The sequence below is a fragment of the Pseudomonas sp. GM48 genome, assembly GCF_000282335.1.
GTDB lineage: Bacteria > Pseudomonadota > Gammaproteobacteria > Pseudomonadales > Pseudomonadaceae > Aquipseudomonas.
This window is the reverse complement of sequence record NZ_AKJM01000066.1, coordinates 1-24,293: the sequence shown is the minus strand read 5'-3', so window position 1 is coordinate 24,293 and position 24,293 is coordinate 1. Positions and strand designations below refer to the sequence as shown.

The 24,293-nt window shown below is 60.9% G+C and carries 25 protein-coding genes; 9 read left to right on the top strand and 16 right to left on the bottom strand.

What is annotated here, in order from left to right:
• The first annotated feature begins 118 nt into the window (after positions 1-118).
• A complete protein-coding gene (locus tag PMI28_RS16225) occupies positions 119-355 on the top strand; it encodes a DUF2789 domain-containing protein (RefSeq protein WP_007986243.1) in 237 nt (78 codons plus the stop codon).
• A gap of 5 nt (positions 356-360) precedes the next feature.
• Here PMI28_RS16225 and PMI28_RS16230 read toward each other — a convergent pair whose 3' ends face one another.
• From PMI28_RS16230 to PMI28_RS16240, 3 genes are all read right to left on the bottom strand, one after another.
• Positions 361-564, bottom strand: coding sequence for a hypothetical protein (locus PMI28_RS16230; RefSeq protein WP_007986241.1), 204 nt, complete (start codon positions 562-564; stop codon positions 361-363).
• 287 nt (positions 565-851) lie between these two features.
• Positions 852-2,075 carry a methyl-accepting chemotaxis protein gene (locus PMI28_RS16235; RefSeq protein WP_443200724.1) on the bottom strand — a complete coding sequence of 408 codons (1,224 nt, stop codon included), beginning with the start codon at positions 2,073-2,075 and terminating at the stop codon, positions 852-854.
• 619 nt (positions 2,076-2,694) lie between these two features.
• Positions 2,695-3,099: a TraR/DksA family transcriptional regulator gene (locus tag PMI28_RS16240; protein ID WP_007935965.1), complete on the bottom strand. Its 405-nt coding sequence runs from the start codon at positions 3,097-3,099 to the stop codon at positions 2,695-2,697.
• Positions 3,100-3,469: 370 nt separating this feature from the next.
• Between PMI28_RS16240 and PMI28_RS16245 the strand changes: the two genes are divergently transcribed.
• From PMI28_RS16245 to PMI28_RS16255, 3 genes are all read left to right on the top strand, one after another.
• A complete protein-coding gene (locus tag PMI28_RS16245; protein WP_007986237.1) occupies positions 3,470-4,075 on the top strand; it encodes a glutathione S-transferase in 606 nt (201 codons plus the stop codon).
• A 257-nt stretch (positions 4,076-4,332) separates the two neighbouring features.
• The gene (locus PMI28_RS16250; RefSeq protein ID WP_007986234.1) at positions 4,333-5,016 is read left to right on the top strand and encodes a response regulator transcription factor; all 684 of its coding nucleotides are present in this window, start codon (positions 4,333-4,335) and stop codon (positions 5,014-5,016) included.
• Complete coding sequence (locus PMI28_RS16255; protein WP_007986232.1) at positions 4,994-6,397, top strand: sensor histidine kinase; 1,404 nt, start codon at positions 4,994-4,996, stop codon at positions 6,395-6,397. The genes PMI28_RS16250 and PMI28_RS16255 overlap by 23 nt, the downstream gene beginning before the upstream one ends.
• Positions 6,398-6,534: 137 nt before the next feature.
• Here the strand turns inward: PMI28_RS16255 and PMI28_RS16260 are convergent, their stop codons facing one another.
• The 3 genes from PMI28_RS16260 to PMI28_RS16270 are packed head-to-tail and all read right to left on the bottom strand — an operon-like array spanning position 6,535 to position 8,788.
• Complete coding sequence (locus PMI28_RS16260) at positions 6,535-6,945, bottom strand: SRPBCC family protein (protein WP_007986230.1); 411 nt, start codon at positions 6,943-6,945, stop codon at positions 6,535-6,537.
• A gap of 26 nt (positions 6,946-6,971) precedes the next feature.
• Positions 6,972-7,769, bottom strand: coding sequence for an SDR family NAD(P)-dependent oxidoreductase (locus tag PMI28_RS16265; protein WP_007986228.1), 798 nt, complete (start codon positions 7,767-7,769; stop codon positions 6,972-6,974).
• 2 nt (positions 7,770-7,771) lie between these two features.
• Positions 7,772-8,788, bottom strand: a complete 1,017-nt coding sequence (locus tag PMI28_RS16270) for an aldo/keto reductase (protein ID WP_007986225.1) — start codon at positions 8,786-8,788, stop codon at positions 7,772-7,774.
• 116 nt (positions 8,789-8,904) lie between these two features.
• On the opposite strand from PMI28_RS16270, the gene PMI28_RS16275 reads away from it, so the two are divergent.
• Together PMI28_RS16275 and PMI28_RS16280 are read left to right on the top strand one after the other, a co-directional pair.
• Positions 8,905-9,804 (top strand): LysR substrate-binding domain-containing protein, encoded by a 900-nt coding sequence (locus PMI28_RS16275; protein WP_007986223.1) that lies wholly within the window; start codon positions 8,905-8,907, stop codon positions 9,802-9,804.
• A gap of 488 nt (positions 9,805-10,292) precedes the next feature.
• A complete protein-coding gene (locus tag PMI28_RS16280; protein WP_007986222.1) occupies positions 10,293-10,655 on the top strand; it encodes a DUF6124 family protein in 363 nt (120 codons plus the stop codon).
• A 169-nt stretch (positions 10,656-10,824) separates the two neighbouring features.
• Here the strand turns inward: PMI28_RS16280 and PMI28_RS16285 are convergent, their stop codons facing one another.
• Positions 10,825-11,421, bottom strand: a complete 597-nt coding sequence (locus tag PMI28_RS16285; RefSeq protein ID WP_007986220.1) for a DinB family protein — start codon at positions 11,419-11,421, stop codon at positions 10,825-10,827.
• 193 nt (positions 11,422-11,614) lie between these two features.
• On the opposite strand from PMI28_RS16285, the gene PMI28_RS16290 reads away from it, so the two are divergent.
• The gene (locus PMI28_RS16290; RefSeq protein ID WP_007986218.1) at positions 11,615-11,935 is read left to right on the top strand and encodes a DUF2388 domain-containing protein; all 321 of its coding nucleotides are present in this window, start codon (positions 11,615-11,617) and stop codon (positions 11,933-11,935) included.
• Between the two features lie 53 nt (positions 11,936-11,988).
• Here the strand turns inward: PMI28_RS16290 and PMI28_RS16295 are convergent, their stop codons facing one another.
• Together PMI28_RS16295 and PMI28_RS16300 are read right to left on the bottom strand one after the other, a co-directional pair.
• Positions 11,989-12,921 (bottom strand): pyridoxal-phosphate dependent enzyme, encoded by a 933-nt coding sequence (locus PMI28_RS16295; protein WP_007986214.1) that lies wholly within the window; start codon positions 12,919-12,921, stop codon positions 11,989-11,991.
• Between the two features lie 102 nt (positions 12,922-13,023).
• The gene (locus PMI28_RS16300; RefSeq protein WP_007986213.1) at positions 13,024-13,815 is read right to left on the bottom strand and encodes an SDR family NAD(P)-dependent oxidoreductase; all 792 of its coding nucleotides are present in this window, start codon (positions 13,813-13,815) and stop codon (positions 13,024-13,026) included.
• A gap of 124 nt (positions 13,816-13,939) precedes the next feature.
• Here PMI28_RS16300 and PMI28_RS16305 point away from each other — a divergent pair, with 124 nt between their 5' ends.
• Both PMI28_RS16305 and PMI28_RS16310 read left to right on the top strand, forming a co-directional pair.
• On the top strand, positions 13,940-14,884 hold the full coding sequence (locus PMI28_RS16305; protein ID WP_007986211.1) for a GlxA family transcriptional regulator: 945 nt from the start codon (positions 13,940-13,942) through the stop codon (positions 14,882-14,884).
• A gap of 72 nt (positions 14,885-14,956) precedes the next feature.
• Positions 14,957-15,616, top strand: coding sequence for a methyltransferase family protein (locus PMI28_RS16310; RefSeq protein ID WP_007986209.1), 660 nt, complete (start codon positions 14,957-14,959; stop codon positions 15,614-15,616).
• Between the two features lie 108 nt (positions 15,617-15,724).
• Here the strand turns inward: PMI28_RS16310 and PMI28_RS16315 are convergent, their stop codons facing one another.
• From PMI28_RS16315 to PMI28_RS16345, 7 genes are all read right to left on the bottom strand, one after another.
• A complete protein-coding gene (locus PMI28_RS16315) occupies positions 15,725-16,387 on the bottom strand; it encodes an HAD-IA family hydrolase (RefSeq protein ID WP_007986207.1) in 663 nt (220 codons plus the stop codon).
• Between the two features lie 60 nt (positions 16,388-16,447).
• Positions 16,448-16,855 (bottom strand): response regulator, encoded by a 408-nt coding sequence (locus PMI28_RS16320; RefSeq protein WP_007986205.1) that lies wholly within the window; start codon positions 16,853-16,855, stop codon positions 16,448-16,450.
• Between the two features lie 114 nt (positions 16,856-16,969).
• Positions 16,970-18,580, bottom strand: coding sequence for a GMC family oxidoreductase (locus PMI28_RS16325; RefSeq protein ID WP_007986203.1), 1,611 nt, complete (start codon positions 18,578-18,580; stop codon positions 16,970-16,972).
• A gap of 177 nt (positions 18,581-18,757) precedes the next feature.
• Positions 18,758-19,975, bottom strand: a complete 1,218-nt coding sequence (locus PMI28_RS16330; protein ID WP_007986201.1) for a mandelate racemase/muconate lactonizing enzyme family protein — start codon at positions 19,973-19,975, stop codon at positions 18,758-18,760.
• Between the two features lies 1 nt (position 19,976).
• Positions 19,977-21,311 (bottom strand): MFS transporter, encoded by a 1,335-nt coding sequence (locus tag PMI28_RS16335; protein WP_007986199.1) that lies wholly within the window; start codon positions 21,309-21,311, stop codon positions 19,977-19,979.
• A 192-nt stretch (positions 21,312-21,503) separates the two neighbouring features.
• A complete protein-coding gene (gene aldA, locus PMI28_RS16340) occupies positions 21,504-22,928 on the bottom strand; it encodes an aldehyde dehydrogenase (RefSeq protein WP_007986197.1) in 1,425 nt (474 codons plus the stop codon).
• Between the two features lie 230 nt (positions 22,929-23,158).
• Positions 23,159-24,091 (bottom strand): LysR substrate-binding domain-containing protein, encoded by a 933-nt coding sequence (locus PMI28_RS16345; protein ID WP_007986195.1) that lies wholly within the window; start codon positions 24,089-24,091, stop codon positions 23,159-23,161.
• Positions 24,092-24,293: the final 202 nt, after the last annotated feature.

Genomic DNA, 24,293 nt, shown 5'->3' with positions numbered 1-24,293 from the left:
GTCTATGCTCACTGTTGCGCCTGAACATCGCGATCGAACTCCACCCGTGCGTCGCCCTTGAAGCCAGGGTATCGCGCCCCGTTCCTCGACCCGACTGATGACCTGCAAGGAGATGAACATGGAATCACCGACCCACGACTTGAAAGGCCTTTTCGACCAGCTCGGCCTGGACTCCAGCCAGAAAGCGATCGACGACTTCATTGACAGCCATTCCCTGCGTGACGACAAGAAACTCATCGATGCCGAGTTCTGGTCACCGCAGCAGGCCGGTTTCCTCAAAGAGCAATTACGCGAAGACGCAGACTGGGCGCGGGTGGTCGACGACCTGAACCTGCGCATGCACCAGACGCACTGACAACCTCAATGCAGACTGCCAGGTCTTTCGGCGTTCAATTGCGCCAACCAGGCAGTCTTGCACTCCTCCGCTTCATCGCGACTGGAGAACGCCGTGCCCCGGCGCTCGCCATTGAGCAACACGACCCAGCAAACCTTGCGCCCCAAGGAGCGTAAATTGGCAGGTACACCGCTGCCGATCATGACCGCGACATCAACTTTGCCTTGCATGCTGCCCCCCCGAATTTCATTAGCAACCTAATTAATAGATATGCTAGTTAAATTTTCGACGAGGAAACAGCAAAACGCTGCACAGGTCCGTTGCAGCATTTGTAACAATCACTCAAGGACGAACACTGTACCTGTGGCGAGGGAGCTTGCTCCCGCTGGACTGCGTAGCAGTCCCCTGCTCTTTAGGGAAAAGAAGGGGGCCGCTTCGCGCCCCAACGGGAGCAAGCTCCCTCGCCACAGGTGCTTATCGTTCGCTCTATCTCTTGAGTGAGCAGCATTAGAGTTTCCTAGCGCGGTTTTTCCGGTTTGTAGCCCAGGCGCAAACCGCCCCAATGCCTGCCCTTGAGCGTGATCGGCACCGAGAGATCGTGCATCAACTCTCCGGTGTCGCGTGTATAGGTTTGCAGCAACACTGCCTTCTGATGGCTGCCACAGCGAATCCCGGTGCGATCAGCAAACTTGCGCTTGGTCCGGTTCTGCAAGGCATCGATCTGCGCGTCGCCCGTCAGCGGCTGACTGAACACACTGTTGTGGGTCGGCACATAACCCTGCTGGGTACAGGTGATGGCAAACACCAATCCTTCGTGGCGCGGTAACAACGGTTCCTGGATCGCCGGCAGAACCTGATCGGTGTAGCGGTCGAAGCGAGTCTGGTACTTGGTCGGGCTCGTATTGGGGATAGTCTGGTAATTGCGATCGAACAAATCGTCGAGACTGATTCGGCCGGCGTCGATATCCGCTTCGAAACGCGCTGCAATCTGGCTCGCACCTTCGCGCGCCAGGTCATAGATCCGCTGGTGATAGTCATCCAGCCCCACCTCGGCAAGACGCTCGCTGATGGTTTCGGCTTGCCCTTCCATTTGTACCGCCGCATGGGCCAGGCGTTGAGTCTGCTGGTCGCTGACCGCCAGGTCGCTGCGCATCTGTTCGATGGCGTGAAACAGGCTATCGAGTTGTTCACGGTTGGTGTCCGCGCCCTGGGAAATTTCCCCGACCCGGGATTCGACACTGGCGGCCAGACGGGCAATGTTCTCCAGGTGCTGTCCCGTTCGTTCGACCTGCTCGACACCTGCGCCCAGGTCGCTGGACAGTTGGCGGATCTGCTCCACCACCTGCGCGGTGCGTTGCTGGATATCTGCCACCATCTCACCGACTTCGCCCGTGGCGGTCGCCGTGCGTGCGGCGAGCCCGCGAACTTCGTCGGCCACCACCGCGAACCCGCGACCGTGCTCCCCCGCCCGCGCCGCTTCTATAGCTGCGTTCAACGCCAGCAGGTTGGTCTGGCTGGCGATGGACTGAATCACCAGGGTCACCCGCTGGATATCATCGCTGCGCAGGCTCAAGGCTTCGATCAGTTCGCGGCTGTTGCTGGCGCGCTGGCTGAGCTGATGCATGCACGCAATGGACTCGATCAATTCCGTGCGCCCGGCTACCCCACTTTGGTGAGCCTCACTGGCAGCACTCAGCGCCTGGCGACTGAGCGTCGAGGTGGCCTGTTCGGTGGTGATCATGACCTCGGCGTTACTGACGATCTGTGCCGCTGCCATGAGCTGCGATTGCAACTTGTCCGCCAACTGCCGAACCGAAAACGCGACACCAGCGGCCGACAGCGCATTATGGCTGGTGGTGTAGGAAAGATCGCGAGTCAACTCGCCGATGGCGTCGGAGTTAACGGAGATAGCAGCCTCCGGGGTAGCGCGCGAGCGCAGGTGAGGCAGCCAGATAATCAATACGGCCAGGGGCAGGCCAAGGTAGAGCGCCCCATCACCCTGCGTCATGCCACATAACAACAGCATCAGGGCGATACTTTGCAGCGTCGGTGTCAGCCAGCGGTTTTTCGGCAAAAGCACTGGTGCAGGCACTGCCGCAACCAGAGATCCGTCCCTCGTCATCTTCGTCACCCCGGAAAACTTCTAATTGTTGTCTTCGCATTAAGCGCCACTATAAGGCCATTATCCATGCGCCTTTAGTCGCGAACGTTGCAGCAGATCAATAGAAGAACCGGGAAATCGAAGACGGCAGAAAACAAAGATCGCAGCCTGCGGCAGCGCCCTACTTCAATTGCGTAGGAGCTGCCCCAGGCTGCGATCTTTTCAAGGCAGCCCGGATCAAAGGGGCTGCCTCACAGAATCAGGCCTGACGCTGGTGCTTGTCGATTTGCTCGTGGCGTTCTTGAGCTTCGATGCAGTACTTGGTGGTCGGGCTGATCAGCAGGCGCTTGAGGCCAATCGGCTCGCCGCTGTCGTCGCACCAGCCGAAGCTGTCTTCCTTGATGCGTTCCAGCGCTTGTTCCAACTGAGGCAGCATGCGCTGGTCGCGATCGATCGCGTTCACCAGCCAGGTGCGCTCTTCTTCGACCGAAGCCGCGTCTGCCGGATCGGCCGGGGTGTCCAGGCTTTCGATCGCGATACGGTTCTGCTCGATGCGCTCATGGGTTTCGACTTTCATGTTCTGCAACAGCTCTGAGAAAAAAGCATGTTGCTCGGCATTCATGTAGTCATCCGCCGGCATGGCCAGCAACTTGTCCTTTGTCATTGATATCTCTATAAAAAAACGTGCATTAAGGCGAATAAGGGAGCGTTCCGGCAGACCTGGGCAGGCCATCGGAAAGGCGCCGTTTGTTCCAAGCGCCACCCGGCACTCAATTTACGAGGGGCGGCAGTCTACGGCCGACTTGAGGCCTCAGCAACTGAAAAGACAGCGAATTTGTCCGACAAAGCCCTGAAAATGCTCTACGGCAGGCTTTGAGGCGGTAATCGGAGTGCCTTTATAGCAAGAAATTCAATCGAGCGGCTGTATATAGAAGACAAGCGGCTGCCACCGGGCATTTTTCACTGTCATTTGCAGGGCTGCGAACCTCAGCTAAGGTTGTCCCTCCCAAAATGGCCATATAAAGGAAAGGACCATGAAGCTGATCGGTATGCTCGACTCGCCCTACGTAAGGCGCGCAGCCATTTCTGCCAAATGTCTGGGAATCACGCTGGAACATCAATCGGTGTCGGTGTTCCGCCACTTCGAACAATTCCAGCAGATCAACCCGGTGGTGAAGGCGCCTACCCTGGTGCTGGATGACGGCGGCGTGTTGATGGATTCGACACTGATCATCGACTATCTGGAAACCCTGGCCGGCACTAGTCTGATGCCCGTCGAACCGAATCAGCGCCTGCGCGCATTGCGCCTGATTGGCCTGGCGCTGGCCGCCAGCGAAAAATCCGTGCAGCTTTACTACGAACGCAACCTGCGGCCGGCAGAAATTCAGTTCGAACCTTGGGTGCAGCGGGTCGAGGGACAACTCGCGGCAGCCTATACGGCGCTGGAGCAGGAACTGGAAAAGCAGCCGCTGAAAACTGACGGTGCGATTGAGCAGGATGGCATCACCCTCGCCGTGGCCTGGAGCTTCACCAACCTGGTGGTGCCGGATCAGGTGAATGCAGCGCACTTTCCGCGGATCGCCGCGTTCACGGCGTATGCCGAAGGGCTTGAGGTGTTTGTGGATACGCCGATCGAATAGATAGATTCGCTTCGCCTGACCTGCCGTCTTCGCGAGCAAGCCCGCTCCCACAGTAATTTTCGTCGTACGCGGACTTTGTGTTCGACATCACTCCATTGTGGGAGCGAGCTTGCTCGCGATGGCGCCGGGTCAGTCGACACATGCATTGCCTGTCAGCCCGCTATCGCGAGCCAGATGAAAGTTAATTTATTAAGTCGCTGGCAATTCTTGGCAAAATGTTCGCAACTTCGTATTGAACTGCTTATCAGGCCAGCCTTATGACCCGCATCTTGACCATCGAAGACGACGCCGTGACCGCCCGGGAAATTGTCGCCGAACTGAGCAGCCACGGCCTCGACGTCGACTGGGTCGACAATGGCCGCGAAGGGCTGGAACGTGCGGTCAGCGGTAATTATGACCTGATCACCCTCGACCGCATGTTGCCCGAGCTCGATGGCCTGGCGATCGTCACCACGCTGCGGACCATGGGCGTGACTACGCCGATCTTGATGATCAGCGCGCTGTCGGATGTCGATGAGCGAGTGCGCGGCTTGCGCGCTGGCGGCGACGACTACCTGACCAAACCCTTCGCCACCGATGAAATGGCCGCCCGGGTCGAAGTCCTGCTGCGCCGGCAGAACACCGTGACCGCCCAGGCCACCACGCTGCGGGTGGCGGATCTGGAGCTGAACCTGATCAGCCACGAAGCCAGCCGCGACGGCCAACTGCTGACGCTGTTGCCCACCGAATACAAGTTGCTGGAATTCCTGATGCGCAATACCGGGCAAATCCTGTCGCGGATGATGATTTTCGAAGAAGTCTGGGGGTACCACTTCGACCCCGGCACCAACCTGATCGACGTACACATTGGCCGTCTGCGCAAGAAGATCGACCCGCCTGGCAATGTCCCACTGATTCGGACCGTGCGAGGCTCGGGTTATGTCATTGCCGAACCCGTCTAAAGGCTGGCGCTCTTCCAGTAGTCGCCTGCTTGCGCTCTACAGTTCGCTGTTCGTGATCTGGAGCGGGATTCTCATGGGGGTCATGTACTACGAGGTTTCCGCTTACCTGGACAACCTGGCCAAGCATTCGCTGATGCAGCGCCAGCACCTGTTTTCACGCTTCTCCGGCGAGCAACTGGTGGACGCCCTCGCCGTCAGCATGACCTTCGACATCCGCGGCATCGACGCCTACGGCCTGTTCGATGCCCAACACCGTTACCTCAGCGGCGCCCTGCGCTACATTCCGGACGGCTTGCCGCTCGACGGCAAGATCCACATGCTCAACGACTGCGATGCCTCCGACGACACCGACGACCAGACGCTGCCTGCCGACAGTTGCGACGCCGTGGCGACCCGCACCCTCGACGGCCGCTGGCTGGTGCTGGTGCGTGACAACGGTTCGTTGTTTGCCGTGACCCGGATCATCCTTCACGCCTTGTTCTGGGGGGTGACGCTGACCATTGTGCCGGGCATTGTCGGCTGGTATTTGCTGCGGCGCCGTCCGTTGCGGCGCATTCGTGGGATTCAGGCCAGTGCCGAGGCCATCGTCGCCGGCGACCTGAGCCGGCGCCTGCCACTGTCCAATCGGCGTGACGAACTGGACATGCTCGCCGCCATCGTCAACGCCATGCTAGAACGCATCGAGCGCTTGATGAACGAGGTCAAGGGTGTGTGCGACAACATCGCCCATGACCTGCGCACGCCCCTGACCCGCCTGCGCGCGCAGCTTTACCGCATGCAGCAGCAAGCCGGCGAAGGCTCGCCACAGGCCATGCAACTGGACCTGGTGCTGGCCGAGGCCGACACCCTGATGGCGCGCTTCCGTGGTTTGCTGCGGATCTCCGAACTGGAAGATCGCCAGCGCCGCTCCGGTTTCGTACAACTGGACCCGGTGCCGTTGCTGCAAGAGCTGCATGAGTTCTATCTGCCCCTGGCGGAAGACGACGGCCTGGTTTTTCAACTGCACCTGCCCGCCTCATTGCCACCCCTCAATGGCGATCGGGCACTGCTGTTTGAAGCCGTGGCGAACCTGCTAAGCAATTCGATCAAATTCACCCCGCCCGGTGGTGCGGTGATTTTGCGTGGGGTCAACGATGGCGGGCATACACGGATCGAAGTGCTCGACTCCGGCCCGGGCATTCCCGAGGCGGAACGTGAGGCGGTGTTCCAGCGTTTCTATCGTGCCGAGGCGGGCAATCAAAAAAGCGGCTTCGGGCTGGGGCTGTCCATCGTCGCGGCGATTGTCAGCCTGCACGGGTTTACCCTGGAGGTAGGCAACAGCGAACTGGGTGGCGCGCGGCTGGTGCTCAATTGTCGGGAGAGTTTGATTCCACCGGCTTGATGCGCACTCCAAAACAATGAAGATCCATTGTGGGAGCGGGCTTGCTCGCGAATGCGGTTTCTCATTCAACAAATATGTTGTTTGACTCTCCGCTTTCGCGAGCAAGCCCGCTCCCACAGGAAATGGTGTTTTGACTGTCAGACCGGGTAATTGGCCCGCAGCGCCTCAAGCCCACCCTGATAGATGCCGGTAAACAACGCCTCCACTTCCTCGTTGCTCACACCCACCGGCTCGAACCTCCCGGACCAGGTCACCCGCGCGCCCTCGCCTTGCGCCTCGACCTTGATCGTCGCCAGATAATCAGTCGCCGGAAAGGGTGCCTGTAAAATCGAGTAGCTGTAGGTTTGAGCCGCGTTGTCGAACGCTTGCAGACGTTCGATCACCACAGCGCCGTCCGCCGTTTGCAGGCTGCGCACGCGCCCGCCTTCGCTGAGCTCGCTCTTGGGAATGAACGGCAGCCAGTCCGGCAGCGAGTTGAAACCGCCAATCAATTGCCAGACCTGTTCGGCCGAAGCCGGGATATCGATGAAGGCTGATGCAGTTGCCATGAAATGTTCTCTCTAATCTAAAAGGTTCAAATGGCCAGGCTGTCGACGACACCGCCGTCAACTCGCAAGGCAGCGCCGGTGGTGGCCGAGGATAACGGCGAAGCGATGTAGGCCACCAGATTGGCGACTTCCTCGACATCCGCCACGCGCTGGATGATCGACGTCGGCCGGGCCTTGCGCACGAATGCATCGGCTTCGTCCCGGGCACTGCGCCCCGATTCTGCGGTGGCGTCCTTGAGCATTTCTTCCAGGCCATCGGTAAAGGTCGGGCCGGGCAGGATCGCATTGACCGTCACGCCAGTGCCGGCCAGGCGTTTGGCCAGGCCATGGGACACGGCCAGATTGGCGCTTTTGGTCACGCCATAGTTGATCATGTCCGCCGGTGTCGCCACGCCGGATTCCGAAGACAGGAAGATCACCCGCCCCCAGCCCTGCTTGACCATGTCCGGCGTGTAATGCCGGGACAGGCGCACGCCGGAGATCACGTTGACCTCGTAGAAGCGTGTCCACTCACTGTCCGGTGCGTCGAAGAAATCCACGGTGTTGAAGATCCCGAGGTTGTTCACCAGGATGTCCGCCCGAGGTTCGGCGGCGAACAATATTTCGGCGCCTTCGGCGGTGCCGAGGTCGGCGGTCACGCCGCGCAATTGCGCGCCGGGTACACGTTGGCGAATGCTCGCCAGCGCCTGCTCGACCTTGGCCGTGTCGCGGCCGATCACCACCACCGTGGCGCCCGCCTCGGCCAGCGCCTGGCTGATGCCCAGGCCAATGCCGGCGGTACTGCCGCTGACGATTGCCAGTTTTCCACTCAAATCAATCTTCATGCTCAAGCTCCAGTGAGGGGCAAGGGTGCGCGCTCGGAAACCAGCTTCGCCTCACGCATCGCCTGCCAGAATGCAGCGGGAATCACCGCCGACAACGCGGCCACATCTTCGGCGATCCGGTCCGGGCGACTGGAGCCCGGAATCACCGCGGCCACTGCCGGGTTGGCCAACGAGAATTGCAATGCAGCGGCTTTGACGTCGACACCGTGGGCCGCCGCAATGCGTTTGATCTGCTCGACCTTGTTGATGATCGCCGGGCTGGCCTTCTGGTATTCGAAGTGCGCGCCACCGGCGAGGATGCCCGAGCTGTACGGGCCACCGACCACGATTTCGACGTTCTGCGCCTGAGCTGCGTCCATCAGACGCTGCAAGGCACGATCATGGTCGAGAAGAGTGTAGCGGCCAGCCAACAGGAAACCGTCCGGCTGCGCTTCGCTCAGATCAAGGGTCAGTTCGCACGGCTCGACCTTGTTCACCCCCAGGCCCCAGCCCTTGATCACGCCCTCTTCGCGCAAACGCGTCAGCACTTTGAAGGCACCGGTACGGGCCTGGTTGAAGTACTCCAGCCATTGATCGCCGTAGAAATCCTGGGCGATATCGTGCACCCAGACGATGTCCAGGCGATCGGTTTGCAGGCGCTTGAGGCTGTCCTCGATCGAACGCATCGTTGCATCGGCGCTGTAGTCGTTGACGATCCTGTTCGGCCGGCCGTGCTCGAACACTCCGCTCTTCTCGCCCAGGTCACGGGCGGCGGCGTCTTCGACTTCATCGAGGATCACCCGGCCGACCTTGCTGCTCAGTACATAGTCGTCACGGTTGTAGCGCGACAGTGCGGCGCCAAGGCGAATCTCCGACAGGCCCGAACCGTAGAACGGCGCGGTATCGAAGTAGCGCACGCCGGCCTCCCAGGCCGCGTGGACAGTCGCCTGCGCTTCTTCTTCCGGGATGGCGCGGAACATGTTGCCCAGCGGCGCGGTACCGAAACCCAGCACGCCAGGCAGTTTGTCTTTCAAGCTCATGGATGATTCCTCGTCAGTAGTCAGGGGTCAGTGATGACCGTTGAGCAGATCCTAGATTGCGAGGATCTGACCGTCCAAGACATAATGTGCAGTACTTGAGTCCCTACAGGTCTGACATGATCGACATCCGCCAATTGCGCTACTTCGTCGCCGTCGCCGAGGAAGAACACGTCGGGCGCGCCGCCGAACGCCTGCACATTTCCCAGTCGCCCCTGAGCCGGCAGATCGCCCAGCTCGAAGAACGCCTGGGCCTGACCCTGTTCGAGCGCAGCCAGCAACGCATCCGCCTGACCCGCGACGGCCAGACCTTCCTTGCCGAAACCCGCGCCCTGCTGACCCACGCCAATCGCCTGGAATCCCTCGGCAAGCGTCTGGGCCGCGGCGAGGAAGGCGGCTTGTGCATCGGCTACATCGAAAACGCCATGCACGCTGGCGTGCTGCCCAATGCCTTGCGCGTGTTGCGAGTCGACCGGCCCAACGTGCACGTGGCGCTGTACAACCTCAGCTCGGCCGAACAACTCGAAGGCTTGCGCCAGCGTAGCCTGGACATCGCCCTGGTCAGCGAACCACCGACCGATGACGACCCCGACCTGCTGGGTTTCCAGGTGCTGGACGACCCGATGCTGCTGGCCCTGCCCGAGCACCATCGGCTGGCGCAGCAGACCGTGCTGACCCCGGCGGACCTCGCCGATCAGGAGTGGATTGGCGTGCAACACCGACAAAACGCCAGTTGCCACGACGACTTCGTCAGCGCCTGCATCCGCGCCGGCTTCACCCCGGATATCCGCATGCAAGCCACCGAACCCTTCACCGCACTGGGGCTGGTCGCGTCGGGGCTGGGCATCGCGATGATCCAGAAAGGCCTGAGCCGCAACGCCCCGCCGGGGGTGGTGCTGCGGGAAGTGCCATGGATTTGCTTCACCACGCCATTGTGGGCGGCGTGGCACCGGATCAATTTGCGGCCGCTGGTGGAGACATTCCGCAAAATGTTGACCGAGCCTGAATCCACCCCATAAACCTGTGGGAGCGGGCTTGCTCGCGAAAGCGGCAGGTCAGGCAACATTGATGTCACTGACACTCCCTCTTCGCGAGCAAGCCCGCTCCCACAGGTTTCGTGCTCAGCCCAAAGCCATGTTTTTGTCGTGACAACCGCACATTAAACATCGACTGACCGCCCTTGTTTAACGGCTGTCAGCGTAACTTGATGAAAGCTACAACGCCTTGCGTCATTGCCTACGGGTACGCCAGAATCCGCCGGCTTACGCGTCTTGGGTCCGGGCTTTATCGTTAGCCGGTCGCTGAAAAACAGCGATCGGGTTTGGTAGCCCGGAGTACTGCGCGTAGCGCCACTTCAAGCAGTTGCTGCTTTTATGGTCGTCATGCGCAGGGCCTCTTCGGGGGCGCCGGTTCCAGTACTCCGGTCTACCAACCTGTGCATGGCCACCGCCCTTCGTTTGGTAGCGAAAGTGATGGCTCCAATTTTTACAGTACTGGAGTTCTATCGATGATCAAACCAACACCCAACCCGCCAGAAACCGATCCAGCCTCCCCCTACGAAAGCCCCGACTCCAAGCAATTCCACGAAGCGGCCGAGCGCGCCCTCAATCACTACCTCAACCCCGCCGCCAACATCATGGCCACGCCCCACAAACCGTCCACGATGTTCACCATCAACCCCGACATCGACACCGAGACCCTGTTGGCCCACGCCTGCGAATCACTGGCCTCGGCCAATGTGATGACCAACGATCTGGCGGGTTTTCTTGAGGGCTCGCACCGCAACACACTGCTGGGCATTGCACAGGTCATCATGCTGGGTGAGTTGGCAGTGAACCGGGCGCTGGATCGACTTGATCCGCCTGAGTAAAGCGCCGAACGTGTGGGAGCGGGCTTGCTCGCGAATGCGGACGTTCAGTCGCCTTGATGTTGTCTGACACTCAGCGTTCGCGAGCAAGCCCGCTCCCACAGTTGATTGATGCCGTACGCAGCATTTTTGCTCGCTGGCGATCCCGTGTGGGAGATCCTTTGGAACGGGGTCAACGATAACGATCCGGCAGAACGCTGGTTGCGTTGGAAAATTGCACAGCACATGGCGGTTCCACCACCGGCACATTGACGGGGCGGAACAGGAACGGCTCGGATTCGCGCAGGTACACCGGCATGTCGGTCACCGGTGGCATGGCCGGAATCTCGAAGTACATCTGCACCACCCAGCCACGGTGATAGCTGGCATGGTTGACCACGTGCAGCAGCATCGCGCCGGCGCTCATGATGCCGCTTTCGCCCGAGACAAAGGTGAACTCCACGGACCTGTCCAGGGAGGCATCGGTTTGCCGGGCGCTCCAGTCGCAATACCAGCGATCGATCTCTTTTTGCGCCATGCGCAGTTCGGACAGATCGGCATGCAGCAGATCGTGTGAAGTCTTGAAGTTATGTCCCCGGCCTTCAAGGTGCGCCCGCCAGATGCAATCCACCACGTAGACGTGATTGAGGGTACCGATCATGTTTTTGAACACCGACACCCGTTCTTTTTTGACTTCGCCCGGTGGGAGCGCCGCGAGGCTGTCGAAGAGGCGCTGATTGGCCCAGCGTTTGTAATCGGCCAGCAGGCAGGCAGTGCGTACGGTGATCATCAGAGTTCTCCGATGGCGATAGGCGCACTCCCCAGCATAGACCCGATGGCCGACGGGCAGCACCAACACTGATCATCGGTCGTTCAGGCGCGCCAGCACACGGTCGACGGTGCTGGGGAACTCTCGGCGACCGCCGCGCATCCTAAATTATGTGGTACTTCCCTTATGCTTCATGCTGTCGGAGGACACCGTCATGCGCCGTCTGCTTATCATTTCATCGCTGGTACTTTGTTTGCCCGCAGGTTCCGTTCTGGCCAAAGTGGATGCCGAAGATGTCGCCACCTCGGCCGGGGTTTCCGCCTCGCTGTACTCGACGTTCAAAGACCACAAACTCATGATTCCCGCCCGGGATGACGCCTCCAGCTTCGTCGCCAGTGGTGGGGCGATTCGTGGTGCTTATCTGGAGGCGGTGTTGAAAAAAATCCGTCAGGACAATCCCGCCCTCAACAACGCAAGCGACGAAGACCTGGCCCGCGCCATCCTCGTTCAGGAAGGCGTTGCCGCCGATCACTGAGGACCATCATCGCCAGCAGTGGGGCTTGTGACACCGGGATAGCGTTTCCAGCCCTACCTGGCCTGCGTGCCAGTGGACAAGCGTGCCCACCCGGCCACGAGTTGCGCGTTGATACTCACCCCACCGCACACCACGACCACCACGTCATGGGCATCGGCAATCGCCGGGTGATTCAGGTAGGCAATCGCCAATGAAACTCCGCACGCCGGCTCGACCAACTGACGCAAATCATTGGCGTAACGCACCACGCCCATGATCGCCTCATCATCACTGAGCACAACGCATTCATGGGGGAAATCGCCAATGTGCCTGACCGGCCACGCGGCTACTTGCGCGGCACCCAGGGACGTGGCAACGGTGTCGATTTTCGCCAGTTTGACCGGGTGCCCGGCCGCCATCGCCGCGGCGAACGATGCCGCGCCCTCGGTTTCGCAGGCAATGAGCCGACAATCGGTGCGTCCATGACGGATCAGACCGGTGAGCAGCCCCGCCAACAGGCCACCACCGCCAACCGAGGTCACCAGCACATCGACCTGCGGACAGTCTTCGAGGATTTCATCGACTATTGTGCTGTGCCCTTCCCACAACACCGGGTGGTCGAAGGCCGGCACGAATTCGCTGCGCGGGTCCTGGGCGAGTTCCTGTGCCCGTTGATTGGCTTCGTCCCAGACCTTGCCGTGCACGATCACCTCGGCGCCGGTCTTGCTGATCCGCGCCCGGGTGCTTTGCGGAGTCGTATGCGGCACCACGATGCATGCCTTGAGCCCCAGACGGGCTGCAGCCATGGCCGTGGCCAGCCCCGCGTTCCCGGCGGAGGGACAGACCACTTCGCGCTTGCCCTGCTCCGCCGCCCGGCTGCACAGCAAACCCATGCCGCGCATTTTGAACGAGCCGCTGGGTTGCAGGTTTTCCAGTTTCAGCCAGATACGCCGGGTCGGGGTCGACAGGCCAGGGTGCAGGATCAAAGGCGTTCGGATGTGAAGCATATGAACTCCTGTTACACGCCACCGGCTCGTCGAACTCCTGCGAGCCGGTGGTGAACAGTCCTCTCTCCCAAGCTTAGTTCACCCGGCCTCGGGGCGACCGTCTCAGCGATAACGCGGCGCTGCTGCGCAGTTGCCAAACAACCCGGACAGCGTCCGGCGCTGGGCTTCGTAACGGTCCCACTGGCTGCCATCGTGCAGGCCCGGAATGGTGACCACTTCGCCGGCCGCCAGGCCAACGAGCGCGGCATCGACCATGTCTTCGGCGGACATCACGATTTCTTTCGGCAGGTTTTCCACCGGGTTGCCGGCCTCGCTCCAGAAATCGGTGGCGGTCGCCCCCGGCAACACCGCCTGGATGCGTACGCCCTTGTCCGCCAGTTCATGCTGCATCGACTGGCTCAGTGCCAGGACAAACGCCTTGGTCCCGCCGTACACGCCGTTGAGGATTTCCGGGGCGATGGCGACGATGGAGGCGATATTGATCACGGTGCCGCTGCCCCGGGCGACGAAGCCCGGTACAGCCGCATAGGCCAGGCGCATCAACGCTGTCACATTGAGGTTGATCATCGTGTCCATGTCGTCCACTGGACTGGCGAGCAGCGGCATGACGCCGCCGACCCCGGCATTGTTGACCAACAGGGTGATGCTGGCGTCGCTGCGCAGGATCTGTTCGACCCGCAGCGAATCCACCTTGTTCGTCAGGTCGGCGGCAACCACTTCCACGGTGCGCCCGGTTTCGTCGCTCAAATGGCTGGCCAGGGCATTGAGTCTGGCCTGGCTGCGGGCCACCAGGATCAGGTCGTAACCCTGCCGGGCGAGGCGATCGGCATACACCGCGCCAATGCCCGAAGAAGCGCCGGTGATCAGTGCAGTGCCTTTGGATGAAAGAGCCATGGTGCAATTCCTCTACGGTGAGGCGAGAGATTCGCCGGGTGCAGACCGTTATAAAGGGACTTTCTACTGTCTCAAATGACGTTTAAAGTACGTTTTTCGGACACAACCGTTTGAGGACAGATCCATGATCAGCGTGGCGTTCGTGGTTTTCGAGGGTTTCCAGTCCATGGCACTGGCCGCCATGCCGGTGTTCGAGTACGCCAATTTCAGTGCCGCAGAGACGCTGTATGACGTGCGCGTGCTGTCCGAAAACGGACACAACCTGCGGGCCTCCGGCGGCTTGAGCGTCGGCACGGAGGCATTCGACGGGCGCGTGTTCGACACGGTGATCGTGGTCGGTGGCGACGCCATCGTCGAACAGGCGCCCGAGGCTGTGCTGGATTACCTGCGGGCCAGCATCAACACGGCACGCCGGACGGCGTCGATCTGCTCCGGGGCGTTCGTCATGGCCCAGGCCGGTTTGCTGGACGGGCGGCGGGCCACCACTCACTGGGCCTATGCCCGGGAACTGCAAGCGCGGTTTCCGGCGATCAAGGTCGAAGCCGATCGCATCTATGTGATCGACGGTTCGATCTGGACCTCCGCCGGCATGACAGCGGGTATCGACCTCGCATTGGCCATGGTCGAAAAGGACTACGGCGCCGAGCTGGCCCGGGCGGTGGCACAGAAACTGGTGATGTACCACCGCCGCGCTGGCGGCCAGTCGCAGCACTCGGCGCTGCTGGAGCTGGAGCCTAAATCCGATCGCATTCAAACCGTACTCGGCTACGCCCGGGAACACCTTGCACAGCCGCTTTCGGTGGAGCAACTGGCGCAAGTGGCCAACCTCAGCCCTCGGCAATTCAGCCGGGCGTTTCGCGCCGAAACCGGGCAATCGCCGGCCAAGGCCATCGAAAACCTGCGCCTGGAAGCGGCCCGACAGATGCTTGAACGCGGACGCCTGACCCTCGACCAGATCGCCCTGGAAACCGGGTTCAGTGATCGACGACGCATGCGTGAAACATTCCTGCGGGTGTTCGGACAACCGCCACAGGTGATTCGGCGCAACGCAAGAGCGCAGGTGGCTTGATCGCGCCCTCGCCCTGCGCGGGAGTGATCGCTATCTACACTGAACATAACGGTGGCAGCTGTTGGAGGCACCATGAAAATCTCGGCCAAACTGGCGTTTTTCGCCATCGTCAGCACCCTCGCCTACCTCGCCCTGGCAATCTGGGGGCTGGGTGGCTTCGCGGCTTATTTCAGCCACGGTTCTCTGGTCGTCGTTGCCCTGGCCACCCTGGTCATGGCCATCGCATCACTGTTCACCGAGGTCAACCTGAGTTCGGGGGAACGCGAAGACCGGGCCAATCGCTGGGTCCTCCCGGCTTTCGGCGTGATCGGTGTGTTGAGCGGCTTTCTGCCGGCCTATACCGACCGCATCGATTTCTGGACTTTCGGTGGTGAGGGCGTGCGTTGGCTCGGGGCGCTGCTGTTCATCGTGGGCGGCGCGCTGCGGTTGTGGCCGGTGTTTGTGCTGGGCAAGCGCTTCAGCGGGCTGGTGGCCATCCAGCCGGGGCATCAGCTGGTCACCGAGGGGATTTACCGTAACCTGCGCAACCCCAGCTATCTGGGGATGATGGTCATCGCCGTGGGCTGGGCACTGGCCTTTCGTTCGGGGGTTGGGTTGTTGCTGGCAGCCTTGACCTTGATCCCGCTGATTGCCCGGATTCACTCGGAAGAGGCTTTGCTGAAGGCGCAGTTCGGCATCGAATACGAAGCCTATTGCGCCCGCTCCTGGCGGCTGGTTCCCGGACTTTACTGACTGGAACACTCATCCCCCTGTGGGAGCGGGCTTGCTCGCGAAGGCGTCCTTTCAGTCGACATGTTGTTTGAATGATGGACCGCTTTCGCGAGCAAGCCCGCTCCCACATTAGATGGCGTGCAGGCGCAGACCTGCGGCATCCACCTGAACCCGCACCGACTCATAACTTGCCAACGTCGCATGGGACGTCTCGATCGGCTGCTCATGGGTCGCCGTGACAATCATCAAATCCGCCCCCGCCGCCTCGGCCGCCAGAATCCCCACCGTGGCGTCTTCAAAAATCAGACATTGCGCAGGCTCGACGCCCAGGCGCCTGGCTGCGAGTTTGTACCCCGCTGGATCGGGCTTGCCGGCTGTTACGTCCTCGGCAGTCACCAGCACCTCAGGCTCGGGAATCCCCGCCGCCGCCATCCGTCGCAACGCCAGTTCCCGTGGCGCGGAAGTGACGATGGCCCACTGATGAGCCGGCAGTGATTTGAGAAAGTCCGCTGCGCCAGCTACTTCAAATACCCCGTCGACATCCTCGACTTCCGCTTCGGTAATCCAGGCGGCTTCGGCCTCGGCATCCACCCCGGGCAACCCCAGGCGCCTGATGGTATCGATGGCGCGGGCGCCGTGAATGGTCGGCAGGAAGGTTTCGACATCGACACCATGACGCACCGCCCAGGTTGTCCAGACCCGCTCGGCGGCAGCAATGGAGGTCAGGACGGTGCCGTCCATGTCGAACAGAAAGGCACGGTAAGTCGAGTTGAAAACAGAATGATCAGACAAGGAATAGAACCTCGCAGGTGCCGCACGGATTTGCCCGGCAATGTAGCATCTGCGAGCGCTTCAGTTGAGTCTCCTGGACTTGAAGGCGTCATCGACACAGTCCAGCAACGGACCGATGGCCCAGGGTTTCTTGATGAACGAAACGGCGTGTCGCACCCCGGAGCTGGCCGGGGTTTCGAAACCGGACATGATCATGATCGGCTTGTCCGGCCAGCGATCACCGAATTGGTTGGCCAGGTCCGCACCATTGAGCGTGCCGGGCATGGTGATGTCCGTCAGCAGCAAGCCCACCTCCGGCGCATGCTGTTCCAGATAGATGGCTGCCGCGTCCGCACTGACATGCGGCTCGACGACAAAACCTTCCTCCTGAAGAATCTCACAGAGAAACTCCAGGATCAGCGGGTCGTCCTCAACCACCAGAATCAACCTGCCAGGATGATCTGCGCCCGCTGTCGGTACTCGACTCATGACCGTGCCGCTCCCTGATTGCCTCAATGATTTCGCAGGCTCTAGCCCGCCACTTAAAGTTATGAGCAGCGGATTCGGCGGAAATTCATTTTTGATACAGCCAGGTGACCGGCATCAAGCGTCCTGCAGGATCAGGTCGGCCCCCTTCTCCGCCACCATCAGCACGGCGGCGTGGGTGTTGCCCGACGTCACGTTGGGAAAAATCGACGCATCGACGATGCGCAAACCGCCCACCCCGTGGACCTTGAGGCGCTTGTCCACCACCGATTTGCGTTCGTCCGAGCCCATGGCGCAGGAACCACACAGGTGGTAAATCGAGCCACTGTTTTCGCGGAAGTACTGCAACATCTGTTCGTCGGTTTCGACCACCGGTCCCGGCAACACTTCTTCGACTGTGATGTCCTTGAGCGCCGGGGCCTGCATGATCTTGCGCATCAGGCGGCTGCCCTGGATCACCTCGTCGATGTCCTTCTGGGTGCTCAGGTAATTCGGGTCGATCAGCGCCGCATCCCGCGGGTTTTTCGAAGCGATTTCGATGTGCCCGCGACTGGTCGGCCGGCATGGGTTGAAGCACAGCAGGAAGCCTGAGTACGGCTCGGGCTTGAGGCTGGCCTTGTTGTTTTTCGGGATCTGGTACGACAGCGGGTTGAAGTACAACTGCAAGTTCGGGTTGGTCTGCTGCGCGTCGCCACGGAAGAACCCGCCGGCCTGGTTGACGCTCATCGCCAGCGCGCCCTTGCGGGTGAACAGGTACTTCAGGCCCAGTTTGAACTGGCCGAACAACGAACTGAGCTGATCGTTGAGTGTCGGGATGTTGGCCTTGTAGTAGTAACTGGTGCACAGGTGATCCTGCAGGTTCTGTCCCACCGCCGGCAGGTGCTTGACCATCGGGATGTTGTGCCTGGCCAGCAGCGCCTGATCGGCCACGCCGGACAGTTGCAGAATCTTCGGTGTGTCCACGGCACCGGCGCAGAGGATCACTTCCTTGTTGGCCCTGAAGGTTCGCACCACGCCGTGCTGGGTGATGGAGATCCCGGTAGCACGTTGCCGGTCGTCGAACAGCACCCGGTCCACCAGGGCAAAATGCTCGACCGTCAGGTTCGGCCGGCTTAATGCCGGGTGCAAATGGGCGAAGCTGCTGGAGCAACGCTGGCCGTCGCGGGTATTGACGTCGTAGATGCCCGCACCTTCGAATTTCGGCCCGTTGAAGTCGTCGCTGATGGGGTAGCCCAGTTCATCGCAGCCCTTGAGGAACACATCGCAGATCGGATGGGTCTGGCCCTTCATCGGGGTGATGCTGATCGGGCCGTTGCCGCCGTGGTACTCGCTGTCACCCAGCGGGTGGTTTTCCAGTTTGCGGAAGTACGGCAGCACGTCCTTGAAACCCCAGCCGTCGTTGCCGTTGGCCGCCCAGTCATCGAAGTCATGGGCCTGGCCACGCACGTAGATCATCGCATTGATCGAACCCGAGCCACCCTGCACCTTGCCGCGCGGGGCGTAGATTTCGCGGTTGTTCAACTGCTTTTGCGGGCGGCTGTAGTACATCCAGTTGAAGGTCGGGTTGTAATACATTTTGGCGAAGCCGACCGGGATCTTGAACCAGAAGGATGAGTCTTTCCCGCCCGCCTCCAGCAGCAACACCGTGTGTTTCCCGGAAGCCGAGAGGCGATTGGCCAGAACGCAGCCTGCTGCGCCGGCGCCAGCGATGATGTAGTCGTATGTCATGCACGGTTACCGCGTAAGTCGTTGTACAAAAAAAGCCGGAATGGGCAAGTACTGCTTCTGTGGGAGCGGGCTTGCTCGCGAAGAGGCCGTGTCAGTCGATATCTTGGTTGAATGACACACCGCTTTCGCGAGCAAGCCCGCTCCCACATGGGCTGTGCCCGGCGACCGGAATTCCCGTCAGCCCCTGGCCGGCGAAGTGTCCTTGACGTCTGCCGGGGTCGGCGCCATTTGCAGGTGCAACCGCTCACCGGTGTACGGCGAATGCTTGCGCACCACATCCATGTTCAGCTCCACGCCAAGGCCCGGCTCGGTGGACGGGATGATGTAGCCGTCCTCCCACTGCAAGGGTTTGGTCAGGACTTCGGCATGGAAACCGCCCCAGGTCATGATGCTTTCCTGGATCAGGAAGTTCGGCGTGCAGGTCGCCAGCTGGAAACTCGCCGCCGCGCCGATCGGACCGTTGTAGAGGTGCGGGGCGATCTGCGCGTACCAGGCTTCGGCCATGCTCGCGATCTTCTTCGCTTCCAGCAGGCCACCGCAGCGTGCGACGTTCATTTGCAGGATCGACGCACCGCCAGCCTGCAACAGCTTGAAGAATTCGTACTTGGTGGTCAGGCGTTCACCGGTGGCAATCGGGATGCTGGTCTTGGCCGCGACTTGCGCCATCGCGTCTTCCTGGCCTGGCGGCACCGGCTCTTCGAACCACAGCGGGTCGTACTTCTCCAGGCGCTTGGCCAGACGAATGGCCGAGGACGGCACCATTTGCCCGTGGGTGCCGAACAGCAAATCGCACTTGTCACCCACCGCTTCGCGGATCTTGCGGCAGAAGGTTTCGCAGCGCTCCAGCACTTCCAGGGAAATCTGGTGACCAGAGTACGCGGTGTACGGCCCGGCCGGGTCGAACTTCACGGCGGTGAAGCCTTTGTTCATGTTTTCGATGGCGCACTCGGCGGCCAGGTCGGGGTCGTCGTAGTCGTACTCACCCTTGCTGTTGACCGGGTACAGGTAGGTGTAGGAACGCAGCTTTTCGTGGACCTTGCCGCCGAGCAACTCGTACACCGGTTTGTTCGCCGCCTTGCCGATGATGTCCCAGCAGGCCATCTCCAGGCCGCTGACCACGCCCATCATGGTCAGGTCCGGGCGCTGGGTGAAGCCGCTCGAATAAGCCTGGCGGAAAAAACGTTCGATGTGGTGCGGGTCCTGGTTCAGCAGGTAGCGTTCGAACACGTCTTCGATGATCGGCAGCATGGCCTTGGGGCCGAAGGTCGCGGCGTAGATTTCGCCGACGCCTTCGATGCCGCAGTCGGTCTTGAGCTTGACGAACAGCCAGTACATCCCGCCGATGTGCGGCGGTGGAACGGCAACGATATGGGTTTCAAGGGCGACGATTTTCATCTCAGGCACCTGTCTTTTTCAAATTAGTCGTGTTCAAGGATTTACGATTGATCCGTGCGCGCAGGGTCAGGGCCGCCAGGGTCCCGAGCAGGCCGACGAACGCGATGTAGCCGAAATACAGCTTGTAACCAAAGGCACCGGGGAAATGCTCGGTGAGGTAGCCGTTGATCAAGGGAATGAAGGCATCCGGCAGGTAACCCACCACCGAGACGATGCCGATGGCCAGGCCGGTTATGCGCAGCGGAATGTTGCAGGTGTCGAGAATCGCCCAGTACAGCCCGCGAATGGCGTAGGTCATCAGGCCGATAAAAATCACCGTACCGATCAGCAGGCCCAGGCTGTTGAGGGCCGGGAACACGATCAGGCCGATCATCGCCAGGGATGCGAGGAACAACGCGACGACCAGTACCGAAATGTTGGAGAACTTGTCGCCCAGCCAACCGCCACCGATGCCGCCGATGGGACGCATCCACAGTTTGATGGTGGTGATGGTGCCGGCCATGACCGCAGTCATGCCGCCGCCCTGCAGGTAATCGGAGAAACTGTAGGTGGCCCAGAAGATGTGGTAACCGCAGAACACAATGGCGGTGACCAGCCACAGTTCAGGAATTTTCACCAACGTGGTCAGGTCGCTGAGCAGGTTGAACTTGCCTTTCTCCACCGCTGCCGTGTCTTCCATCGACTTCGGATCCTTGATCAGCACCAGCACACAACCGATGGCGATACAGGTGAAGGAATACAGGTAGACCACATGCTTGAAACCTTCGGCCACCGACTCGCCACGAGTTTCGGTGGCGAAGGCGAACAGGCCCAGGGCGACCGTTGCCAGCAAGGCTTCCACCAGACCGCGACCGCCGTCGAGGATGCCGAAGAAGCGGCCCTGTTCGGAGTGATGAGCAATCATCTTCACCCGCTTGAGCACCGAGGCCCAGAAGGTCAAGCCGGTGGTCAGGCCCCAGCAACCGAAGATGATCATCAGGCCGGTCATCGACGGCGCGGTGGAGTACCACAGGCCCAGGGCGCCGGTAGCCACCAGCGAGAAGAAAATCAGAAAGCGTGGTGCGATGCGATCCGCCAGCCAGCCGCTGGGCAGATACGACAACAGGAAGATCGTGCCCAGCATCGAGTACAGATAACCCAGTTCACTGTGGTTGATCTGGAACACTTCGAGCATGGTGGTCTGGTAGACCTGGCGCAGGTACAGGATCGGGTAGATCGCACCGGCGGCGAGCACCAACAGCATCAGTTGGAAATAACGACTTCCCTTGTCACTGTGGCTTTTAAGACCCGCGTTCGAACCCTGAACAGCGGCAGCAGTGGATGCTTGCTTGGACATCGAGTAGACCTCTGGCGCCCGGTGGTCCGGGCGCTCGAATAATTGTTTTTATATATCTCGGGTGTACTCAGGCCAATGTGGGAGCGGGCTTGCTCGCGAAAGCGGTGGATCAGTCAGCATTGATGGAGGCTGACACTCTGCATTCGCGAGCAAGCCCGCTCCCACATAAGCGAGAGGGGTGCTCCGGGTAAATCAGTACTTCATCACCACCAGACGGGTCTGGGTGAATTCGAGCATGCCGTGCTTGCCGTCATCGCCGCCCAGGCCCGAACGTTTCCAGCCGGCGTGGAAGCCCTGGTACGGGTCGGCCGGGGTGCGATTGACGTACAGCTCGCCGGCCTCGATGGCGTTGGCGACTTTCTGCGCGGTGCGATAGTTCTCGGTGTACAGCACCGACGACAGGCCGAACTGGTGGTCGTTGGCCATGGCCAGCGCTTCGTCGATGTCGCGGTACTTGAGCACCGGCAGCACCGGGCCGAAGATTTCTTCCTGGATGATTTCCATGTCCTGGCGGCAGCCGCTGAGCAGGGTCGGCGGATAGAAATGGCCCTTGCCTTCAGGCAGCACGCCGCCGGTTTCCAGCACCGCGCCGTCGGCGATGGCGCGCTCGACCATGGCGTGGATGTTCTGCTGCGAACTGGCGTTGACCAATGGCCCCATCAGGCTGGCATCGGTGACGCGGTCGCCGAATTTCACGGCACTGATTTTCTCTTTCAGCAAGCCGAGGAATTGGTCGTAGACGCTTTCCTGCACATAGACCCGCTCCACCGCCGTGCACAACTGGCCGCAGTGGGTGGTCTTGGAAGCGACGATGGCACTGGCGGCCGCTTCGAGGTCAGCATCGGCCTCGATGATCGCCGGGGTCTTGCCGCCCAGTTCCAGGGACGGCTTGGCGATATTGGCCTTGCAGTAATCGAGCACGATGCGCCCGGCGTTGACGCTGCCGGTCAGAGTGATCAGGCCCACGGCTTTATGGGTGCAGACGACGGCGGCGGTGCCGTGGTCCATGGTCAGGATGTTCACCACGCCCGCCGGCAGACCGGATTGCTGCACCGCCTTGGCGATTTCGAAGGCCGAGGTCGGCGTGTTGTTGCTCGGGCGTACGACCACGGTGTTGCCGGCGATCAGCGCCGGGGCGATTTTGCGCAGCAGGGTGTAGACCGGGTAGTTGAACGGAATCAGGCAGGCGACCACGCCAATCGGTTCGCGGTGCAGGAACAGGTTTTCGTTCGGCGAATCGCTGGGAATGATCTCGCCTTCGATCCGGCGCGCCCACTCTGCGTGATAGCGGGTGATCTGTGCCGCGTAGCGGGCTTCGTTGCTGGCGTCGGCCACGCTCTTGCCGGATTCGGCGGCGAGGGCCTCACCGATGTTGACCGCGCGGGCCTCGAGAGCATCAGCAAAGGAGCGCAAGTAATCGGCGCGTTCAATGCTGGTGAGCTTGCCCCATACTTTTTGTGCTGCCTGGGCCGCTTCGACCGCCGCCGTGGCTTCATCGGCCGTGGCCGCCGAGACGTGGCCCACCAGCGCTTCAGTCGCCGGGTTGTAGACCGCGATCAGCGCATCGCTGGCCGGTTCAATGAAGTGGCCGTTAACAAAGTTTCGCTCGAGTCGCATGTGAATCGCCCATCGTTGTTTTTTTCAATACCGCCAGTCTTGTCATGCAGACCGGGTTGAACAAACGATTTATTGAGCGGTGAAACATTCGAAAAATGCAGGTTACCCCGAAAACGATGCGATCCCCTGTGGTAGCGGGCTTGCTCGAAAGCGGTGGATCAGTGACAGAGTTGGTGTCTGACACTACGCCTTCGCGAGCAAGCCCGCTCCCACAAGGGGTTCAGCGGTGACTAGATGGCCGCCGTCGAGGGTTCGAGTTGCCTTTGTGCCAACCAGACTTCCTCCTGCAACCACTGGCTGAACACCTGCAATTGCGGCATCTCGGTCTGCTCCGGCCGGGTCACCAGCCAGTAGGATTGATGCCCGTCGACGTGCACGTTCAGCACCTGGGTCAACTGCCCGCTGGCCAACTCCGAGGCAACCATGTGCCAGTCGGCAATGGTAATCCCCAGGCCATCGGTGGCGGCCTGGATCGCCAGGTCCAGCAGGTCGAATTCATAACCGCCCTGGGTGTCGACACCGCTGATGCGTGCCGCGTCCAGCCAGTGTTTCCAGGTCAGGTAGCGCTGGTCTTCCCGGGCCAGCACATGCAGCAGTGTCAGGCGATTGAGGTCCAGGCCCTGCTCGCTCCACTCCCGCGCATACAAGGACGGCGCGCACACCGCGATATGCCGTTCCTGGATCAGCAGCGAGCTGTCCAGCCCGTCCCATTCGCCATCGCCGAAACGGATCGCACAATCCAGTGTGCTGGTCTCCGCCAGGCTGTCCTGCAAGCGCGTGGTGATGCTCAGTTCCAATTCCGGATGCTGCTCGCGCAAGCGCCCCAGCCGCGGCATCAACCAGCGGCTGGTGAAGGTCGGCGGCGCGTTGATGTGCAGACGGTTGGAATGAGTTTTCTGCTGGATGCTGCGCACCGTCAGCTCGATCTTGTCGAACGACTGATGCAGCGCCCGCAACAGGACCCGGCCGGCGCTGGTCAGGTCGAGGTGATGATGCCGCCGCTCCAGCAGGTTCTCGCCCAACTGTTCTTCGAGCTGACGCACCTGGCGGCTGACCGCACTCTGGGTGACATTGAGCAATTCGGCGGCCCGGGTAAAACTCCCGGTGCTGCCGGCCACTTCGAAGGCTTTGAGGGCATTCAGGCCGGGCATTTTGCGTTTCATGAAAGGCTCTCGCGGAAGACTGACCAGGTCAAAAGCATCCCACGTCTTGTAGGAAATTTCCTGAGTAACATGCGATTTTGTGTTGTGTAGGACAATCCAGACATCACCGCGCACTGCTTTTCTGTGGGAGCGGGCTTGCTCGCGAAAGCGGTGTGTCAGTCAACATTGATGTATCTGACACCCCGCTTTCGCGAGCAAGCCC

Coding starts and splice junctions, on each gene's coding strand:
- PMI28_RS16280 (WP_007986222.1), top strand. CDS start 10,293: ATGATCAAACCAACACCCAACCCGCCAGAAACCGATCCAGCCTCCCCC.
- PMI28_RS16325 (WP_007986203.1), bottom strand. CDS start 18,580: ATGACATACGACTACATCATCGCTGGCGCCGGCGCAGCAGGCTGCGTT.
- PMI28_RS16230 (WP_007986241.1), bottom strand. CDS start 564: ATGCAAGGCAAAGTTGATGTCGCGGTCATGATCGGCAGCGGTGTACCT.
- PMI28_RS16290 (WP_007986218.1), top strand. CDS start 11,615: ATGCGCCGTCTGCTTATCATTTCATCGCTGGTACTTTGTTTGCCCGCA.
- PMI28_RS16345 (WP_007986195.1), bottom strand. CDS start 24,091: ATGAAACGCAAAATGCCCGGCCTGAATGCCCTCAAAGCCTTCGAAGTG.
- PMI28_RS16285 (WP_007986220.1), bottom strand. CDS start 11,421: ATGATCACCGTACGCACTGCCTGCCTGCTGGCCGATTACAAACGCTGG.
- PMI28_RS16275 (WP_007986223.1), top strand. CDS start 8,905: ATGATCGACATCCGCCAATTGCGCTACTTCGTCGCCGTCGCCGAGGAA.
- PMI28_RS16335 (WP_007986199.1), bottom strand. CDS start 21,311: ATGTCCAAGCAAGCATCCACTGCTGCCGCTGTTCAGGGTTCGAACGCG.
- PMI28_RS16265 (WP_007986228.1), bottom strand. CDS start 7,769: ATGAAGATTGATTTGAGTGGAAAACTGGCAATCGTCAGCGGCAGTACC.
- PMI28_RS16225 (WP_007986243.1), top strand. CDS start 119: ATGGAATCACCGACCCACGACTTGAAAGGCCTTTTCGACCAGCTCGGC.
- PMI28_RS16260 (WP_007986230.1), bottom strand. CDS start 6,945: ATGGCAACTGCATCAGCCTTCATCGATATCCCGGCTTCGGCCGAACAG.
- PMI28_RS16310 (WP_007986209.1), top strand. CDS start 14,957: ATGAAAATCTCGGCCAAACTGGCGTTTTTCGCCATCGTCAGCACCCTC.
- PMI28_RS16305 (WP_007986211.1), top strand. CDS start 13,940: ATGATCAGCGTGGCGTTCGTGGTTTTCGAGGGTTTCCAGTCCATGGCA.
- PMI28_RS16255 (WP_007986232.1), top strand. CDS start 4,994: ATGTCATTGCCGAACCCGTCTAAAGGCTGGCGCTCTTCCAGTAGTCGC.
- PMI28_RS16250 (WP_007986234.1), top strand. CDS start 4,333: ATGACCCGCATCTTGACCATCGAAGACGACGCCGTGACCGCCCGGGAA.
- PMI28_RS16240 (WP_007935965.1), bottom strand. CDS start 3,099: ATGACAAAGGACAAGTTGCTGGCCATGCCGGCGGATGACTACATGAAT.
- PMI28_RS16295 (WP_007986214.1), bottom strand. CDS start 12,921: ATGCTTCACATCCGAACGCCTTTGATCCTGCACCCTGGCCTGTCGACC.
- PMI28_RS16270 (WP_007986225.1), bottom strand. CDS start 8,788: ATGAGCTTGAAAGACAAACTGCCTGGCGTGCTGGGTTTCGGTACCGCG.
- aldA (WP_007986197.1), bottom strand. CDS start 22,928: ATGCGACTCGAGCGAAACTTTGTTAACGGCCACTTCATTGAACCGGCC.
- PMI28_RS16300 (WP_007986213.1), bottom strand. CDS start 13,815: ATGGCTCTTTCATCCAAAGGCACTGCACTGATCACCGGCGCTTCTTCG.
- PMI28_RS16320 (WP_007986205.1), bottom strand. CDS start 16,855: ATGAGTCGAGTACCGACAGCGGGCGCAGATCATCCTGGCAGGTTGATT.
- PMI28_RS16235 (WP_443200724.1), bottom strand. CDS start 2,075: ATGATCACCACCGAACAGGCCACCTCGACGCTCAGTCGCCAGGCGCTG.
- PMI28_RS16330 (WP_007986201.1), bottom strand. CDS start 19,975: ATGAAAATCGTCGCCCTTGAAACCCATATCGTTGCCGTTCCACCGCCG.
- PMI28_RS16245 (WP_007986237.1), top strand. CDS start 3,470: ATGAAGCTGATCGGTATGCTCGACTCGCCCTACGTAAGGCGCGCAGCC.